The sequence below is a fragment of the Brucella tritici genome (genome assembly GCF_008932295.1).
Taxonomy (GTDB): domain Bacteria; phylum Pseudomonadota; class Alphaproteobacteria; order Rhizobiales; family Rhizobiaceae; genus Brucella; species Brucella tritici.
Genome location: NZ_WBWA01000033.1, coordinates 1 through 16,972, shown reverse-complemented (window position 1 = coordinate 16,972; position 16,972 = coordinate 1). Strand labels below are relative to the sequence as shown.

Below are 16,972 nucleotides of genomic sequence, written 5' to 3'. Positions count from 1 at the left end.
TTGGCTGAAAATTGCGCAGCCCGATTGTTCGGGCTGCCATGGCAGGCAAGCCTATTCGATCCGGGCGTGTCCAAGGCTGTCATTCAGACCGACAGCAGATGAGATCAGGTTTTTGATGTTCGAACGATGGATGGTCGGCCAGATCATTTCGAACAGCCAGGCAAGCGGCACTTCCTCGGCAATGAGCGCCTGGGCTTCCTGATAGATGCTTGCGCGCTTCTGCGGGTCAATTTCGACTGCTCCAGCATCGAACAGAGCATCGAGCTCAGTGTTGGAGAAGGCTGAAACATTGTTCCAGGGCGAGCCCTCGATGATATTGGACGTGGTATAGAGGCGAGCTACGCCCAGAGCCGGATCGCCATACTGGGACATGTAAGAGAAGGCAATGTCATAATCCTTCTCGCCAAGGCGCTGGTTCCAGCCAGCGACATCGGTGGCTGTGAGTTCCACCTGAATGCCGGCTTCGAGAAGGTTCTCGCGGGCGATCTCGGCAAGGCGCTGCCATGTTTCGCCATAGGGAAGCGGCAGCAGCCGGATAGGGCTTCCATCATAACCCGCTTCGGAAAGCAGGGCCTTGGCCTTTTCCACATCGCGGGGATACTGCTTGATGTCTTCCGAATAGAAGCGAGTGGAGCTGTTCCACGGGCTCGGCGCCACCTTGGCATAGCCGAAGAAGGCGATGTCGCGCATACTTTCGCGATCAAGCGCATACATGATAGCCTGGCGAACCCGCTTGTCATTGATCCACTTTGAGCCGTTGTTGAGCCACAGGAAACACTGCGAGCCTTGAAATTCCCACCCCTTGGTGGTCAGTTCGGAGTTCGGCAGTTCGGCGAGGCGCTGGATATCGAAATATTCCACAGCACCGCCCGGCAGGACATCGACCTTTCCGGTTTCATAAGCGGTTGCGCGGCTGGCTCCATCTGGAATCACGTGAAAATAGACCGCATCGATTGTCGGCAAGTTTTCCTGATGATAGCTTTCATTGGCCACCAGCTTAAGGTAAGAGCCGCGCTGCCATTCTGCGAATTTCAGTGGGCCGGTTCCAATCGGCGCGGTGTTGACCGGGTTGGTATTGTAATCCGTGCCTTCATAAAGATGCTTCGGCAGCATCGGCATTGAGCCCACCTCGAACGACTGGATGAAGGGCGCAAAGGGATGTTTCATCCTGAAGTCAACCTTATAGGGGCCATCTGCAGTAATAGTTTCAACCGCGGTCAGAAAATTCCGGACGCGAGGATGGGTTTCGCGCAGCATCTTGTCGAGGCTGAAGACGACATCTTCCGATGTGAACGGTTTTCCATCATGCCACAGCACATTTTCCTTCAGCTTGAACGAATAGAACATGCCATCGGGTGCTTCCTCCCAGCTTTCGGCTAACAGAGGATGAGGCTTTAACTCGGCATCAAAGCGTAGCAGCCCTTCGAAGATATTGCCGCCCACCATCTGTGACGGCACGTTCTGATAAATACCTATCATAATGCCGGGCGGCTCAGGCTGCACCACGACATTCAATATTCCGCCGCGGGCCTGTGCCCTGGCCATGAGTGGAATGCCACTCAGCGCTCCCGCACCCAGGGCAGCTACTGAAATCTGCAGGAATTGACGACGATCAACCGACATTAATGTTCCTCCTCAAAGTTTGTGGTCCCTCTTGGTGGGGACTCTTACATTTAGCGCCGGCAGGCCATACATCGGCGCGAGATCGCCCCTGTTATCAGGGGGAGCATAAAAACCGACAGGCAATGCCTGTGTAGATTTGGCGGGCCGTCAGGAAATCCGGAATGTCGAGGCTTTCGTCCGTCTGGTGCGCCTCGCCAGGATCACCTGGCCCTAATATGAGAATATCCGAACCAGGCGTCTGCAAAACCGAGCCGTCAGTGAAATAGCTGGCACCGCCGGCTACGCGTTCGGTCAAACCAAGCTCACTTCTGGTTTCCAGAGCAGCGCGCACGATACCGCTGTCGACCGCTGTCTCAAGTGCAGGAAGGGAGTTGATCGTTTCGACAACGATCTGTCCACCTTCATATTCGGCTTCTGTTTCGCGCGCGACAGTGCGGATCGATGCCAATATGTCATCATGGTTCTGGCCCGGCAGGGTGCGCATATCAAATTCAGCGATAGCGCGATCGGGAATGACGTTGACCTGTGCGCCGCCCTTCATTCCTGTCAGGCAAATGGTGGGGCGGCCCAAAAGCTGGTCTTCTGCTGCAAACAGGTCAAGCTCAAGCAGTTTTTGCCGGAACCGGATCACCATTTCCAACGCGTTAAGTCCCCTTTGCGGCATGGACCCGTGACCGGTGCGGCCCGTAGCGGTAAACGCCAGCCAAAGTGCGCCTTTGTGGGCACGCACCACCCTATTGGATGTCGGCTCGGCGATGACCATTGCGTTGAACGGCGGAAGGCTGCCGTCGGCGGCCATCAGCCGGGCGCCTTCCGAGCCGGTTTCCTCGCCGTACGTTACGGCCAGCGAAAGTCGTCCTGACCAGCCCTTCTCGATCTGCATGTCTAACATGCTCGCAACGAGGGCAGCGAGGCCACCTTTCATATCAGAACTCCCTCGGCCATAGATGCGCGCACCCTCAATGGTCCCGCCGAATGGCGGCTTTTGCCATTCGCGGTCGCCAAGTGGTACCGTGTCGCAATGTCCGCAAAAAACCAGATGCGGACCAGTGCGTCCACTATCGAGCGTTGCCACCAGATTGGCGCGCCCCTCGTCACCCAGCCTGATAGCGGTAGGGATACTCCGCGCAGCCAAGTAACGGGAAAGTTCGGTTACAAAACCGGCCTCTCTGGATTGCTGTGCGGTCGTATCGTGACGCAGCATCCACTGCAAAAGCGCTATGCACTCGTTGTCGGAAAGACAGCCCGATCCAGCCACCGGAAGCCGGTTGTCTTGTCTGGCAGGCTCGAGATGCAATTGAAGCACGATCATTTACCTCGCTAAATTAATGACATCGTATTCACTCTCGTTGCATCGTGTCTATTGTGTAATTGTACATTGTACCGCATGTATATTGTGCGGATTCACATTGATTAAGAGGCGTGAAGGCAACTGAAGTTCTCTGCTCGCAGATTGAATGCAGCTTCACAGCCTTATGTGTGGGAAATACATCGGCAGACATGTTTCACCCCTGAATCTTGTTATCTTTGACGGACAAGCCACGTGGGAATTTTCGGCTTTCCGCTGGTCCACGACATCGCCGTTATGAGTTTCGCATCAGGGCGAGTCCTGTTTTCCGACTAGGCTATCCAGAACGCCTATTTCGGTATCGTCACCACCGTCATGGCGATCATCATTGAGCGCGTCGCAACAGATTGCGGCTATCTTGGGAGCTTTAACGAGCTGTTTGATTTGCTGCCGTTGAGCAGGACAGTCAGCGCTAGAAATTTCGACATCACCGATGATGGGCCACAATGTGGGACCTTTGGAAACGAGGGCATTTTCCATTTCAGGCGGTGTAAGGGCGAATGCCGATGCGCTGTTTGCAATTCGGTTTCGTTTGTCACGCCCACAGTTATCTGGTTTGCCCTGTCTACGGAAATCCTGGTCCGTGCGTCTATATATGAATTGCTCCGCCGAAGGCCGCCAGCACAGACTCGTGCATGGCTTCGCTCAAGGTCGGATGTGGAAAAACCATGTCCATCCATTCTGCTTCCGTTGCCTCCAGCTTGCTGCCGATAACATAGCCTTGAATGAGTTCGGTGACTTCCGGTCCGATCATATGCGCTCCCAGCAATTCACCCGTCTGCGCGTCAAAAATCGTTTTCACCATGCCTTCCGCCTCGCCTAAAGCAATTGCCTTGCCATTGCCGATAAACGGGAAACGACCGACCCGAAGCTGATAGCCCAGCGAACGCGCCTTCGCCTCACTTAAACCAACAGATGCGATCTGAGGGGTGGAATAGGTGCAACCAGCAATCTGATTGCGCTTAATGGCATGTACCTGTTTACCGGCAATGAATTCTGCCACCATAACGCCTTCATGGCTGGCTTTATGAGCAAGCCATGGAGCTCCGGCAACGTCACCGATCGCAAAGACGCCATCAACTCCGGTGCGGCAGAATTCATCCGTTACGATATGTGACTTTTCCACCTGCACGCCGAGCGCTTCAAGCCCTAAATTCTCCACATTACCGACAATCCCGACCGCCGAGATCACGGTATCAAATTCATGCAGAACTATACCAGAGCTAGTTTTAATATGCGCTTGAACATACCCATTTCGGCGCTCCAATTGCGTAACCTGCGCGTTTTCAAGGATCTTCATGCCTTGTCGGACAAATTGCTGCTTGGCCAGATTTGAGATTTCATCATCTTCAGCTGGCAAAATGCGCTCCGATACTTCAACAATCGTCACTGCACTACCAAGGGCGTTGTAGAATGAGGCAAATTCTACGCCGATCGCACCTGAGCCAATAACCAGAAGTTTTTCGGGGGTTCGTTTTGGTTGAAGCGCATGTTTATAATTCCAGACCAGTTCGCCATCAGCTTCAAGGTCTGCCAATTCACGCGCTCTTGCGCCGGTCGCTATAATAATATTCTTTGCACTCACAGTCTGTGTGCCCTCAGTGCTCTTCACGCTCACTTGGGCCTGCCCGACCAATGTCGCCTCACCTGCAATTACGCTGATTTTGTTCTTCTTCATCAAATGGTTGATACCGGATGATAATTGACCGGCAACAGAACGACTTCTGGCCACCACCGCACCCAACTCATAGCCGATATTATCAGCTTTCAAGCCGAACTCTTTGGCGCGCTGCATCTGACGTAAAACTTCGGCCGAACGCAACATGGCTTTCGTTGGAATACAGCCCCAATTGAGACAGATCCCACCTATCTTGTCACGCTCGACAATAGCAACCTTTAGCCCCAATTGCGCGGCTTTGATAGCGGCCACATAACCACCAGGGCCTGCACCGATGACGATGATATCAAATTCAGTTGCCATAGGCGTATTCCTGTCTGTTTATAAGTCAAAGAACGGTCAAGAGGACCCGTCGCGGAAATGCCATCACAAAGCATTTCTGACGAAGCTCCCGGCAGATAAAGAGAGATCAGTAGTCGGCGCGCCCGCCCGACATATCAAACACGGCACCGGTTGAAAAAGATGCGCGCCGTGACGCTACAAAGGCCACCAGTTCGGCCAGCTCTTCCGGCAAGCCAAAACGATTCATCGGAATTTTAGCCAGTAATTTGCCAACATATTCTTCCGGCCAATCATCAAAAATACGCGTGCGAATAGCACCCGGTGCCACGCAATTGACGGTCACACCAGTTGTTGCCAATTCACGTGCCAAGGTTTTGGTCAATGAAATGATTGCGGCTTTACTGGCGGCATAGGCTGCGATTTGCGGGCTGGCCTCTTTACCAGCCACCGAGCCAATCGTGACAATGCGGCCATAGCCGCGTGCCACCATATCTGGAATAACCGCCTGGCAGCACAATAAAGCACCCGTGACATTCACCTCCATCACCCGGTTCCAATCCTGAGCCGAAACCTCGGCCGTAGGTAAGTTCGGGCCGGAAATCGCTGCATTACAAACCAGTATAGAAACTTCACCGAGCGTTTTTTGCGTCGAAATCAGTGCTGTTTTTACGGCATCGGCAGAAGCAATATCAACATGGCACCAATGCGTGGAACCAATATCAGAAAACTCTTCTGCCGTCTGGCGTGCGGCCTCTGCATCCCGATCCCAGATCGCAACCCGGGCACCCAGTTCCAGAAACTTTTTGGCCACCACTTTGCCAAGGCCACGACCGGCACCGGTAATGATCGCTGAACGTCCCTTCATGGTGCTTCCTTTGCCAGGGTTTCAGGCTTGCCTTGCGCCTTCTGAAAAAACCGTACCGAGATTTCTCCAACCAATCCGCGACGGAAAGACAGAATGCAAAGAAGGAAAACCACACCTATGATAACGGAGAGCCATTCGCCCACTTTATCCGCCAAAAAGTTTTGCAGCAGGATAACAAAGAAAGCACCCGCCACTGGCCCGCCCAATGTGCCAAGACCACCAAGAATGCACATCATCACCACTTCGCCGCTGAGTGCCCAATGCAGGTCATTGAGTGACTCATAGCTGAGCGCCAATGCTTTTAATGAGCCAGCCAAGCCTGAAAGCGCAGCCGACAAAACAAATGCCAGCACTTTATAGGTGTTAACATCGTAGCCAAGCGAAACTGCACGCGGTTCGTTTTCGCGAATTGCGGTCAGCACCTGCCCGAATGGGGAAGTTACGATGCGATGAATGGCAAAGAGAGCCAGCACAAAACAAACCGATACCAGCGCATATAAAGTCAGGTCATTTTCGAGATTGAAAACGCCTAAGAAAACACCACGCGGAATACCATGAAAGCCATCGTCACGCCCTGTCCATTCCATCTGCATGGCAATGAAATAAATCAGCTGTGAAATGGCAAGCGTAATCATGGAAAAGTAAATTCCCTGACGACGGATTGCTATCAAACCGGCCAAAAGGCCAAGAAGCGCGGCCGATGCAACTGCAATCAGCAGCCCTAATTCCGGCGGCAGACCTAAATGCTTGGTTGAGACGCCCAGCGCATAACCGGCAACGCCAAAAAACATGGCATGACCGAAAGATAATAGGCCCGTATAGCCCAGCATCAGGTTGAATGCGGAAGCAAAAAGCGCAAAGCAAAGCAGCTTGATCAGCAGCATCGGATAAACGAAAGCAGGGGCAAACACCAATGCGGCAATACCAGCCAGCAGAAGTAAATTTCGCTTCATTGTCGATTCTGTCAGATTAGTCATCACACGCCTCACTGCTTACCGAAGAGGCCATGCGGGCGAACCAGCAAGACCAAAATCATCAATACGAAAATTACGGTTGCCGACGCCTCCGGATAATAAACCTTGGTCAAACCCTCGATGAGGCCCAGGCTTAAGCCGGTGATGATAGAGCCAAGGATCGACCCCATTCCACCAATCACCACCACACCAAACACGGTAATCACAATCGAATGCCCGATTTGAGGTGTCAGCTGCATCAATGGTGCGGCCAGCACGCCAGCAAATGCTGCCAGCGCCACGCCCCAGCCAAAAACCAATGTGATGAGCAAAGGTACATTGACACCAAATGCCTGCACCAATTTCGGGTTTTCAGTGCCAGCGCGCAAAAGCGATCCAAGACGAGTGCGCTCAATCACAAACCATGTGAAAAGACAAACGCCCAAGGCGGCAACCACAACCCATACGCGGTAAAGTGGCAAGCGGATTGAGCCTAAATCAATCATACCGCTCAGCGATGACGGGACCGCATAGCGCAAGCCCGACACACCGAAATAAACGCGCACCAAACCTTCCAAAATCATTGCCAATGCGAATGTCACCAGCAGACCGTAGATGTGGTCAAGTTTATAGATGCGCCACAGAATGGTTTTCTCGATAACGGCACCTAAAACGGCAGCTCCCACTGGTACGAGCACCAGCGCCCACCAGTAATGAATGCCGAAAACGGCCATCAGCAAATAGGCCAGAAATGCGCCTAGCATATACATGGTGCCGTGCGCGAAATTGATAATGTTGAGCAGCCCGAAAATGAGCGACAAACCCAATGACAACAGCGCATAGAAACTGCCATTGACAAGACCGAGTAAGAGCTGTCCGTAAAGAACGGGCGCAGGAACGCCGAAAATCTCGGTCATGGTCACACTCCAAGAAACGTACGGATTTCGCTCATCCGCGTCGCCAGTTCGGCTTCTCGAATTTCCTCGATCACCTGTCCGTGCTCGATTACGAAGAACCGGTCGGCGAGCGGTGCGATAAAACGGAAATTCTGTTCAACGATGAGAATGGTAAAACCGCGCGCTTTCAGCTTTTCGATGACGCGTGCAAGGGTCTGCACAATCACTGGTGCCAAACCTTCTGAAATTTCATCAAGCAGCAAAATATCTGCTCCCGTTCGCAAAATACGAGCCAGCGCCAGCATTTGTTGCTCGCCACCCGAAAGCAACGTGCCACGGCTGTTGGCGCGTTCCTTTAAATTGGGAAACATTGCGTAAATCTCGTCCAAAGACATCGCCATGCCGGAGTTCACTTGTGTGACAGGCGGCAAAAGCAGGTTTTCCTCACAGGTCAGAGAAGAAAAGATGCCCCGCTCTTCAGGGCAATAACCAAGCCCCACCGCAGCCATGCGATGCGGTGCGACATTGCTCATGTCGCGACCTTTGATTTTGAGCGTACCGGTGCGCTTATCCAGCATCCCCATAATTGCACGCAAAATGGTTGTACGCCCGGCACCATTGCGCCCGATCAGGCTGACAACTTCACCCTTTTTTACATCCAGATTAACATTATGGAGAACGTGAGACTCACCGTACCAGCCACTGATATTCTGCAGGGAAAGAACCGCATCAGCCATGGTATACCCCCGCCAGTTCGGTTTCTGTACCCATATAAGCTTCCAGCACACGCGGATCGGTTGCCACTTCTTGATAGGTGCCTTCGGCCAGAATTGCGCCGCGCTGCAAAACTGAAATCCGGTCACAAATGCCTGCAACCACTTTCATATTATGCTCCACCATCAAAATGGTGCGACCGACGGAAACCCGCTTGATCAGCTGGGTTACCTGCTCCACATCCTCGTGCCCCATACCTTGAGTTGGTTCATCCAGCAGCATCAAACGCGGCTCCATTGCCAAAGTAGTGGCAATTTCAACCGAACGTTTGCGCCCATAAGGCAGATCTGCCGCCTTTGCATGAGCAAAATCCTGCATATCCACCTGTGCCAGATAGTCCATCGCACTTTTGTTCAGGTGATTGAGCGACTTGCCGGACCGCCAAAATGCATAAGTCGGAGCAAGGCGGCGTTGTAAGGCAATACGAACATTTTCCAGAACCGTCAGATCAGGAAAAGTTGCGGAGATTTGAAAACTGCGCACGATGCCCTGCTGAGCAAGTAAAGCCGGTTTTTCATAAGTAATATCCTTACCCTGAAAAAGAAACTGGCCCGAACTAGGCTGCAAGAATTTGGTCAACAAGTTGAAAACAGTGGTTTTTCCGGCTCCATTGGGACCGATGAGGGCGTGAATATCGCCCTCCCGAACCTTCAAGGAGACATTGCTGACTGCACGGAAACCGCCAAAATCTTTACACAGTTCTACTGTCTCAAGAATATGGGTCATGAATATCCACTCAGCCTTTTTTGACCAGCGGGCACGCACTCTGTTCAAGTGGTATAAAGGCCTTATCTGCCGGAATCGTGTCCAGCACGGTCAAATAGTCCCATGGATACTTGGATTCTTCAGGTGTTTTCACCTGTACCAGATACATATCATGCACCATCATGCCGTCTTCACGGATGCGACCATTTTCGGCAAACATATCGTTGACCGGAGTTTCTTTCATCTTGGCCAAAACAGCCTGTGCATCTGAACTGCCCGCCGCTTTCACAGCATTGAGGTAATGCAACACACCGGAATAATCGCCTGCATTGACCATGTTCGGCATTTTGCCAACACGATCATAAAACCGCTTTGACCATTCACGGGTTTTGTCAGTGCGATCCCAATAGAAGCCATCGGCAAACACCAGACCGGACGCATCCTGCAGACCGATACCGTCAATCTCGTTAATCAGCAGCGTGAAAGCCACCATCTTCTGATCGGCGCCAAGACCAAATTCTTTCAGTGCCAGAATGGAGTTGGTCGTATCCGATGATGAGTTGGACAGACCAATAACCTTGGCGCCTGAAGAAATCGCCTGCAACGCATAAGAGGAGAAATCGGTTGCCATAAATGCCGGATGCTTGACCGTTCCGGTCAATGTGCCATTGGCGGTCTTAATCGCATCGGTCACGGCCTGTTCAACCGACAAACCATAAGCAAAATCCGAAACAATCAGATACCAGCTATCATCGCCGCCATTAATCAACGCCTGCACCGGCGCGTTGGAAACGGAATAAGCGTTGAAAGCAAAATGAACTGTGTTTGGTGAGCAGGCATCACCGGTAATCTTGCTTGAACCCGCACCGGTGACAATCACAACCTTGTCTTTCGCCTTGGCAATTTCCATCACGCCAAGTGCGGCGGCGGAATTGGACAGGTTGATAATCATATCCGTGCCATTGTCATAAGCTTCGCGCGCTTTCGTAACGGCAATATCCGGCTTGTTCTGATGATCGATGAAATCAATCTGAATAGGCTTATCGAACAGGGTACCGCCGAAATCTTCCACGGCCATCTTAACCGCTTCCATGGCACCTTTACCGCCGTAGTCAGCCGTCGGCCCGGCCAGATCGGTCATCAGTGCAATGCGCACTGCATTTTCTTGCGCTTGCACCGGCATCGACAAAACTGTCCCTGCCATCAAAGCCAGTAAATAACCAAAAGCTCTTTTACTAAAAGTCTTCTTCCCCGAATTCATTTTCATTGCATTGCCTCCCACTTTTATTTGGCTCCAATTCGCCATTTTTGGACGTGCAACGACACGCTTTCTCAGCCGGCAGAAAGGCTCCACAACCTTTGATCCTGAACATGAAATGTATATGCCGCTAAGAGCGTGCGGCTGCTCCCTCAACCCACGCACAGACGGGTCACGGCCCCTCTATGGCGAAACGCTAGAATGTTGCGTATCATATGTAAAATACATATTAGTCATGCAAACGATAACTAAATTGCATGACAGGCATTTTTATGCGGGGGGAAGGCATAATGAAAATCCGGCAGCTCGAATATTTCATGCATATCGCCAACACATTGAATATCACGCATGCAGCAGAGCGCGCAAATGTTTCGCAACCCGCCCTCAGCCGCCAGCTGCAACTGCTGGAAGAAGAACTTGGCGCTCAGCTTGTCGAGCGCCGTTCGCGCGGCGTGGCACTAACGCCTGCCGGTCAGCGACTGGAAGATCATGTGCGCTCACTCATCCAGAATGTGGAGCTCATCAAAGAAGACATCATCGCCACCGAGGCCATCCCTACCGGCACATTGCGTATCTCAACCGCCTACTCATTGCGCGGGCTGCTGATTGCCGATGTGATTGCAGAGTTTCACCGCCTCTATCCGCAGGTCAGCCTTGAGGTACAGGAAGGCACTTCCATTAATGTGCGCGAATCACTCGTGACCCATCAGGTGGACCTGGCAATTTACTCTGATCATGGTGCGTCACGCGGGCTGATCCGCCAGACACTTTGTTCTGAAGCTCTCGTTTTGCTGGCACATGCAGAAGCAAAGCTATCCATGGACAAACCCGTACCTGCCTCTGCCCTCGCCTCGCTTGATCTTGTGCTAACGGCAAGCCCCAATGGTCTGCGCCGTGTGGTTGATGAGCTTTTGCCACCCGGCCAGCAAGCACAAAATCCCCCTATTATTGTGGAAACTAACTCCATCATTATCGACCTTGTAGCGCGAGGACGGCTGCATAGTATTTTACCTTACAGCGCCACCCATATGGCCTATAAGCGCGGCGAAATTTCCATCGCACCTATTAAAGGCATTAGCTGGCCATGGACAATGGCAAGCTCACGCGACAGGCCCACCACCGCAGCTATGCGTGTTTTTTGTGAACTTGCTTTTGCCTATACGCATAAACGCGTGGAAAGTGGCGAATGGAAAACTGCAGAACTACCCCCTGTCAGCTAATCTGCTTTTACCGCAACACCGGCACTTTCCGACAATATTCACAGAATGGCAGGTATAGCTTTATTGGCTAATAATAATTCTGTCATAACCAAAAACTATTTCTGACATATCTTCATTGAGTTTGTTCTTCTTGATCAAAAATGCTTGCGTAAGCGAAATGGCTGCATCCAAGAGGGGTACAGCCTGATGATCCGGGAGGAAAAAACTCGTGGCAAAAAATGCCCCAAATGCTGCACGCGGCGCTTCGAACACCGACACTCAAATTACAGCCGCTTCTACGCTGCGCATCAACCGCAATGTACCGGATTTAAGCCGCGATGATATGATTTCGCTGGCACGCACCATGCTTTTGATCCGTCGTTTTGAAACCCGCGTTGAAGAGCTTTTCAAGCTTGGAATCATCAAGGGCACAGCGCACTCATCTGCCGGTCAGGAAGCTATCGCGGCAGGAGCGTGCTTCTCGCTCAACAAAAATGATTTTATCACCACCCACCATCGCGGCCACGGCCATTGCATCGCCAAAGGCGCTGACTTGAATGGTATGATGGCCGAACTTTTTGGCCGCATCGGTGGTATTTGCGGTGGTATCGGCGGTTCCATGCATGTGGCCGATATTGATCTCAATATTCTTGGCGCCAACGGCATTGTCGGCGCCAGTATGGGGCTTGGTGTTGGCGCAGCCCTTGCCGCCAAACAACGGGGCTCCGATGATGCTGGTATTGCCTTCTTCGGTGACGGTGGCTCCAATGAAGGTATTTTCCATGAAGCGCTCAATCTGGCGGCTTTATGGAAATTGCCGATCATTTTCTTTTGCGAGAACAATTTTTACGGCATGTCGACGCCATTTGAACATGCAACTGCTGGCGGCACTGTTGCAGGACGCGCCCAATCCTACGGCATTCCGGGTGAGCGCATAGACGGCAACGATCCGGTCGCCGTCTACGCAGCTGTCGCCGAAGCATTAGCTCGTGCCAGAGCCGGTGAAGGCCCGACATTGATTGAAGCGGTAACCTACCGCCACGGCGATCATTCTGTACGCGGCAATCTGCTCGGCTATCGCTCTGATAATGAAATTCAGGAATGGCTTAGCGTCGACCCGTTGAAACGTATTCAGCAACGTCTGGCCAAAGACTGGGATTTTGACGAAGACGCTTTTGCAGCGCTTGAAGCCGAAACCAACGAGATCATTGAAGATGCGGTTCGTTTTGCAGAGAAATCCGCAGAACCTGAGCTTCAATCACTCTTTGATAAAGTGTTGGCTCCTGAACGCGTGCCATCCCCGCCACCTGCTCCGGGCAATCGTGAAATCACCTATGTCGAAGCCATTCGCGAGGCCATCTCTCAGGCCATTGAATCCGACGAAACCGTCTTTTTGATGGGGGAGGATGTAGGGCCCGTTGGCGGCACATTTGGTGTCACCCGCGGCCTTCATGACAAATTCGGCGGAGATCGCATCATGAATACGCCGATTTCCGAAGGTGTTATTGCTGGTGCGGCTGTGGGCGCAGCCCTCTCCGGCCGTCGCCCGATTGCCGAAATCCAGATTTTTGATTTCGTCACCTTCATGATGGATCCGATTGTCAATCAGGCAGCAAAATTGCGTTTCATGCTTGGTGGAAAAGCCAATGTTCCGCTGGTTTTCCGCGGGCCGCAAGGCGGTGGTATTCGTCTTGCAGCACAGCATTCACAGTCTTTGGAGGCGTGGTTTGCGCATATTCCAGGACTGACCGTTTTGGCACCATCCACCCCCTATGATGCCAAAGGACTGCTGACTTCCGCAATCCGCAGCAATAATCCGGTAATGTTCCTTGAACATAAACTGCTTTATCTGGGAGGTGCCGCTCCGGTTCCGGAAGAAGCCTATGAGATTGAAATCGGCAAAGCCGATATCAAGCGCGAAGGGACAGACATCACAGTCATTGCCACACAGGCAATGGTCGAGCGCGCACTTTCCGCCGCTCAGACATTGGAGCGTGAAAATATCAGCGTAGAAGTCATCGACCCACGCAGCCTGCGCCCATTGGATATGGATTGCTTCTTGCGTTCGGTAAAGAAAACCAGTCGTTGCCTCATTGTCCATGAGGCATGGAAAACTGGCGGCCTGGGCGGCGAAATTGCAGCCCAGATCAACGAACAAGCTTTTGACTGGCTGGATGCGCCTGTCGAACGTTTGGGAACACTGGAAGTTCCAATGCCATATAATGACCGCCTGGAACGCGAGGTCATGCCAACACCGGCCAGCATTGCAGCCACCATCCGCCGTATGTGCCATCGCAACCTTGAAAATCAGGCGAGGGGCTGAGCATATGTCTGTTATCATTAAAATGCCCGCCATTTCGCCCAGCATGACAGCTGGAAAGCTCGTCTGCTGGCACTTTTCAGTCGGTGACAAGGTCAAGCAAGGCGATGTGATCGCTGAACTTGAAACCGATAAAGCAGTGATGGATATCGAAGCGCCGGAAGATGGTGTATTGGAGCAAATTCTGGTGGAAGGCGACACGCCCGATGTGCCGGTGGAAACAACCATTGCCGTGATTGGCAATGGTGCTTCCGCCCCTGCCCTACAACCAGAAGTAACGCTTGTCGAAACGCAACCATTAACGAACCTGCCTGCCACAGAAAGTGATGAGCCGATATTGCGTATTTCGCCGCTCGCGCGTCGTCTTGCCAAAGAATTCGGCATTGATACCACGCTCATCACCGGCACGGGGCCAAGCGGCCGTATTCTGGCTGACGATATTCGAGAGGCAAAAGCAAAAAGCGCTGCATCACAATCAGTGACACCCGCAATTGCAACTCCCAGCCAGCCAGCGCAATTAAGCCATGGCATGAGCCTTGAGCCGCATAATTCCATGCGCCAAACCATTGCCAGACGGCTGGTAGACGCCAAGCAAACCGTGCCGCATTTTTATCTGGAAACGTGCTGCACCGTGGATGCGCTGCTGGCCGCTCGCAAAGAACTTAATCAAGCCTTGGAAAAGGCTGGCAGTGAACTGCGTGCCACTATCAATGACCTGATTGTCAAAGCCTATGCGCTTGGCATTGCCCGGACGCCGGAGGCAATGGTCACCTGGTCGGATGAAGGGCTGATCCGCCATGAGAGCGTTGATATCGGTCTGGCGGTTGCCCTCGATAAGGGATTGATCACACCGATCATCAGAAATGCCGCGCAACTATCAGCCGGTGCATTGGCAAAAGCGACGAAACAAGCAATCGAACGCGCCCGCGAAGGCAAGCTTTCATTTGAGGAATATTCCGGCGGTTTGGCAGGTATTTCAAACTTGGGCATGTATGGCGTCAGCAGTTTTTCGGCGATCATCAATCCGCCGCAGAGCATGAACCTGGCAGTTGGGGCGGTTGAAAAAGAACTAAGCCTGCAAGATGGCCAGGTTTGCGAAATACATGTTATGCGCCTGACACTTTCAGTCGATCATCGTGCGATAGACGGCGTGGCGGGTGCAAAAGTACTGCAAAGCCTGAAGACGATCATCGAAAACCCGATCCTCTTGTCTTCATGATGGATAAAAGCATCAAAGACTTGTTTGGTTTAAACGGCCAGACTGTACTCATCACCGGTGCAGCACGCGGCATTGGTTTGGAGACCAGTCGCCTGCTCGCTGCAGTGGGTGCGCGCATCTTCATGGTCGACCGGGACGAAAGCGCTTTGCAAGAAGCCCATGTAAATCTTGTGGCAACCGGAGCAGATGCGGCAATGTTTACAGCCGATCTGGCCGAACCGGATGCACCGCAACGCATTTTTGAAAGCTTTGATCGCCAATATCAAAAACTCGATATTCTGATCAATAATGCAGCATTGGTGCAACGCCTGGCAGCAACAGAACTGACGCCGGAACGCTGGCGTCAGGCAATGACAGTCAATCTTGATGCCACATTCGAACTTTGTCGTCTGGCACATCCACGTTTTAAATCCAATGGCAGCGGTGCCATCGTCAATATGGCTTCTATCATGGCGCTTTCAGGCGGTGGATTTTATCCCATCGCTTCTTATCACGCCTCGAAAGGCGGCGTCGTCCATCTTACCCGTGCTTTGGCAGTGGAATGGGGCGCCGATGCCATTCGCGTTAATGCTATTGCACCCTCATGGATTAAAACGGACTTCAACAGTGATTTTTTGGAGCAAGACGGCATTGCGGAAACCCTGCTTGCTTCAGTACCATTAAAAAAGTTCGGTACGACACAAGATGTGGCCGCTGCCGTTCTTTATCTGGTTTCGCCTGCCGCAAGCATGATAACCGGTCATATACTGGCAGTGGATGGCGGATTTCTTGCGCATTAGAGCGCGTTTCGATCTGATTGGCGCTCTAACTACCTATGATCCAAGCATAATCTCGATCGCCCTCGTTTCACTCCGGTCGAATTATGCTCCAATATAATCAAAGGAGAAAATATGTCTGTGACTTTTAACCATACCGGCATTACCGTCAAAGACCTTGATCATAGCGAAGCCATGTTCCGCGATCTTTTTGGCTTTGAAACAATTTCGAGAGCTGCGCGTGACCCGCAAATTATCTCTAAAGTCATTGGTGTTGAAAGCGCCGAGGTAGAAATCGCTTATATGCGCAGCTCCACCACAACGGTTGAATTATTGTGCTACTCCGCTCCCCACGACCAAAAGGCCTATACGCCACGTGCCTGTGATATTGGTTCACTCCATTTGGGTTTTAATGTACCCGACATCGATGCAGCTTTGGAGAAGGCAAAAAAATACGCACTTAACCTGATGGGTGATGTGGTGATTATTGATGCAGGCCCCAATAAAGGTTCACGCATCGCCTATTTAAGGGATCCGGTCGATGGCGTCGTATTAGAACTCATCCAACCTCCACTCAAGTAAACGATGACGTGAGGAACTAATTTATTGAAGTCAAGAACATGGCGAGCAGCGTCGAGCCCGGCGCGCCCAGTTACTCTCTTGTTCAGATTGCCAGTCAGAATCTGCTTAACTCGGAGCACCGTTTCCTCGTCCATGAGCAAGATTGATAGAGACATTCACTAAATAATTGAATCTACCGGGGTTCGGCTTAAGACTCATTATGGAAACTACTCTGCACAACACCAGCGGTAGCTCGATCTACAGAACGGGCGGAGGGAACCACTGCTGTGCCGCAGCTCTGATTGCGGCCTGCTGATCGAGGCGGTCACCTAGAAATCCTGCCATGTCAGAGACGTGACAGTCGATTCCGGCCACAACTGACATCTAGCCGGTCTGCGCGTTTTCTTTCGTGAGCGTCCGGCGAAAGGATTTTCGCTGGGTCGAGAGATGCAATCTATGGGCTTCGCTTAGCCTCATCTGCCATGACACGCTCGATCATTTCGGGATCGCATAGTTGATCGAGGAGGAGCTGGCGG

Annotated in this window: 14 protein-coding genes; 5 read left to right on the top strand and 9 right to left on the bottom strand. The window is 52.2% G+C overall.

The genetic code is table 11. The features are described 5' to 3' along the window. Positions 1 to 51: 51 nt before the first annotated feature. From F9K91_RS22630 to F9K91_RS22590, 9 genes are all read right to left on the bottom strand, one after another. Positions 52 to 1,623 (bottom strand): ABC transporter substrate-binding protein, encoded by a 1,572-nt coding sequence (locus F9K91_RS22630; protein ID WP_151678775.1) that lies wholly within the window; start codon positions 1,621 to 1,623, stop codon positions 52 to 54. 94 nt (positions 1,624 to 1,717) lie between these two features. Then, positions 1,718 to 2,935, bottom strand: coding sequence for a M20 family metallopeptidase (locus tag F9K91_RS22625; protein WP_151678774.1), 1,218 nt, complete (start codon positions 2,933 to 2,935; stop codon positions 1,718 to 1,720). A 625-nt stretch (positions 2,936 to 3,560) separates the two neighbouring features. Beyond that, positions 3,561 to 4,952: a dihydrolipoyl dehydrogenase gene (lpdA, locus tag F9K91_RS22620; RefSeq protein WP_151678773.1), complete on the bottom strand. Its 1,392-nt coding sequence runs from the start codon at positions 4,950 to 4,952 to the stop codon at positions 3,561 to 3,563. 106 nt (positions 4,953 to 5,058) lie between these two features. Then, on the bottom strand, positions 5,059 to 5,796 hold the full coding sequence (locus F9K91_RS22615) for an SDR family NAD(P)-dependent oxidoreductase (RefSeq protein WP_151678772.1): 738 nt from the start codon (positions 5,794 to 5,796) through the stop codon (positions 5,059 to 5,061). Then, on the bottom strand, positions 5,793 to 6,773 hold the full coding sequence (locus F9K91_RS22610) for a branched-chain amino acid ABC transporter permease (RefSeq protein ID WP_208852725.1): 981 nt from the start codon (positions 6,771 to 6,773) through the stop codon (positions 5,793 to 5,795). Before F9K91_RS22610 ends, F9K91_RS22615 begins: the two co-directional genes overlap by 4 nt. 8 nt (positions 6,774 to 6,781) lie before the next feature. Beyond that, complete coding sequence (locus tag F9K91_RS22605) at positions 6,782 to 7,666, bottom strand: branched-chain amino acid ABC transporter permease (RefSeq protein WP_151678771.1); 885 nt, start codon at positions 7,664 to 7,666, stop codon at positions 6,782 to 6,784. Positions 7,667 to 7,668: 2 nt separating this feature from the next. After that, entirely contained in the window at positions 7,669 to 8,382 is a 714-nt protein-coding gene (locus F9K91_RS22600) for an ABC transporter ATP-binding protein (protein WP_151678770.1), read from the bottom strand. Beyond that, positions 8,375 to 9,145, bottom strand: coding sequence for an ABC transporter ATP-binding protein (locus F9K91_RS22595; RefSeq protein WP_151678769.1), 771 nt, complete (start codon positions 9,143 to 9,145; stop codon positions 8,375 to 8,377). The genes F9K91_RS22600 and F9K91_RS22595 overlap by 8 nt, the downstream gene beginning before the upstream one ends. 10 nt (positions 9,146 to 9,155) lie before the next feature. Then, a complete protein-coding gene (locus F9K91_RS22590; protein ID WP_167522260.1) occupies positions 9,156 to 10,391 on the bottom strand; it encodes an ABC transporter substrate-binding protein in 1,236 nt (411 codons plus the stop codon). Positions 10,392 to 10,672: 281 nt separating this feature from the next. Here F9K91_RS22590 and F9K91_RS22585 point away from each other — a divergent pair, with 281 nt between their 5' ends. From F9K91_RS22585 to F9K91_RS22565, 5 genes are all read left to right on the top strand, one after another. Further along, positions 10,673 to 11,602 (top strand): LysR family transcriptional regulator, encoded by a 930-nt coding sequence (locus F9K91_RS22585; protein WP_167522259.1) that lies wholly within the window; start codon positions 10,673 to 10,675, stop codon positions 11,600 to 11,602. A 208-nt stretch (positions 11,603 to 11,810) separates the two neighbouring features. Then, positions 11,811 to 13,904, top strand: a complete 2,094-nt coding sequence (locus F9K91_RS22580) for an alpha-ketoacid dehydrogenase subunit alpha/beta (RefSeq protein ID WP_235913388.1) — start codon at positions 11,811 to 11,813, stop codon at positions 13,902 to 13,904. Next, a complete protein-coding gene (locus tag F9K91_RS22575) occupies positions 13,882 to 15,120 on the top strand; it encodes a dihydrolipoamide acetyltransferase family protein (RefSeq protein ID WP_167522258.1) in 1,239 nt (412 codons plus the stop codon). The genes F9K91_RS22580 and F9K91_RS22575 overlap by 23 nt, the downstream gene beginning before the upstream one ends. Beyond that, on the top strand, positions 15,117 to 15,899 hold the full coding sequence (locus F9K91_RS22570) for an SDR family NAD(P)-dependent oxidoreductase (protein WP_151678765.1): 783 nt from the start codon (positions 15,117 to 15,119) through the stop codon (positions 15,897 to 15,899). Before F9K91_RS22575 ends, F9K91_RS22570 begins: the two co-directional genes overlap by 4 nt. 111 nt (positions 15,900 to 16,010) lie before the next feature. Further along, positions 16,011 to 16,457, top strand: coding sequence for a VOC family protein (locus F9K91_RS22565; protein WP_151678764.1), 447 nt, complete (start codon positions 16,011 to 16,013; stop codon positions 16,455 to 16,457). The last annotated feature ends 515 nt before the right edge of the window (positions 16,458 to 16,972 follow it).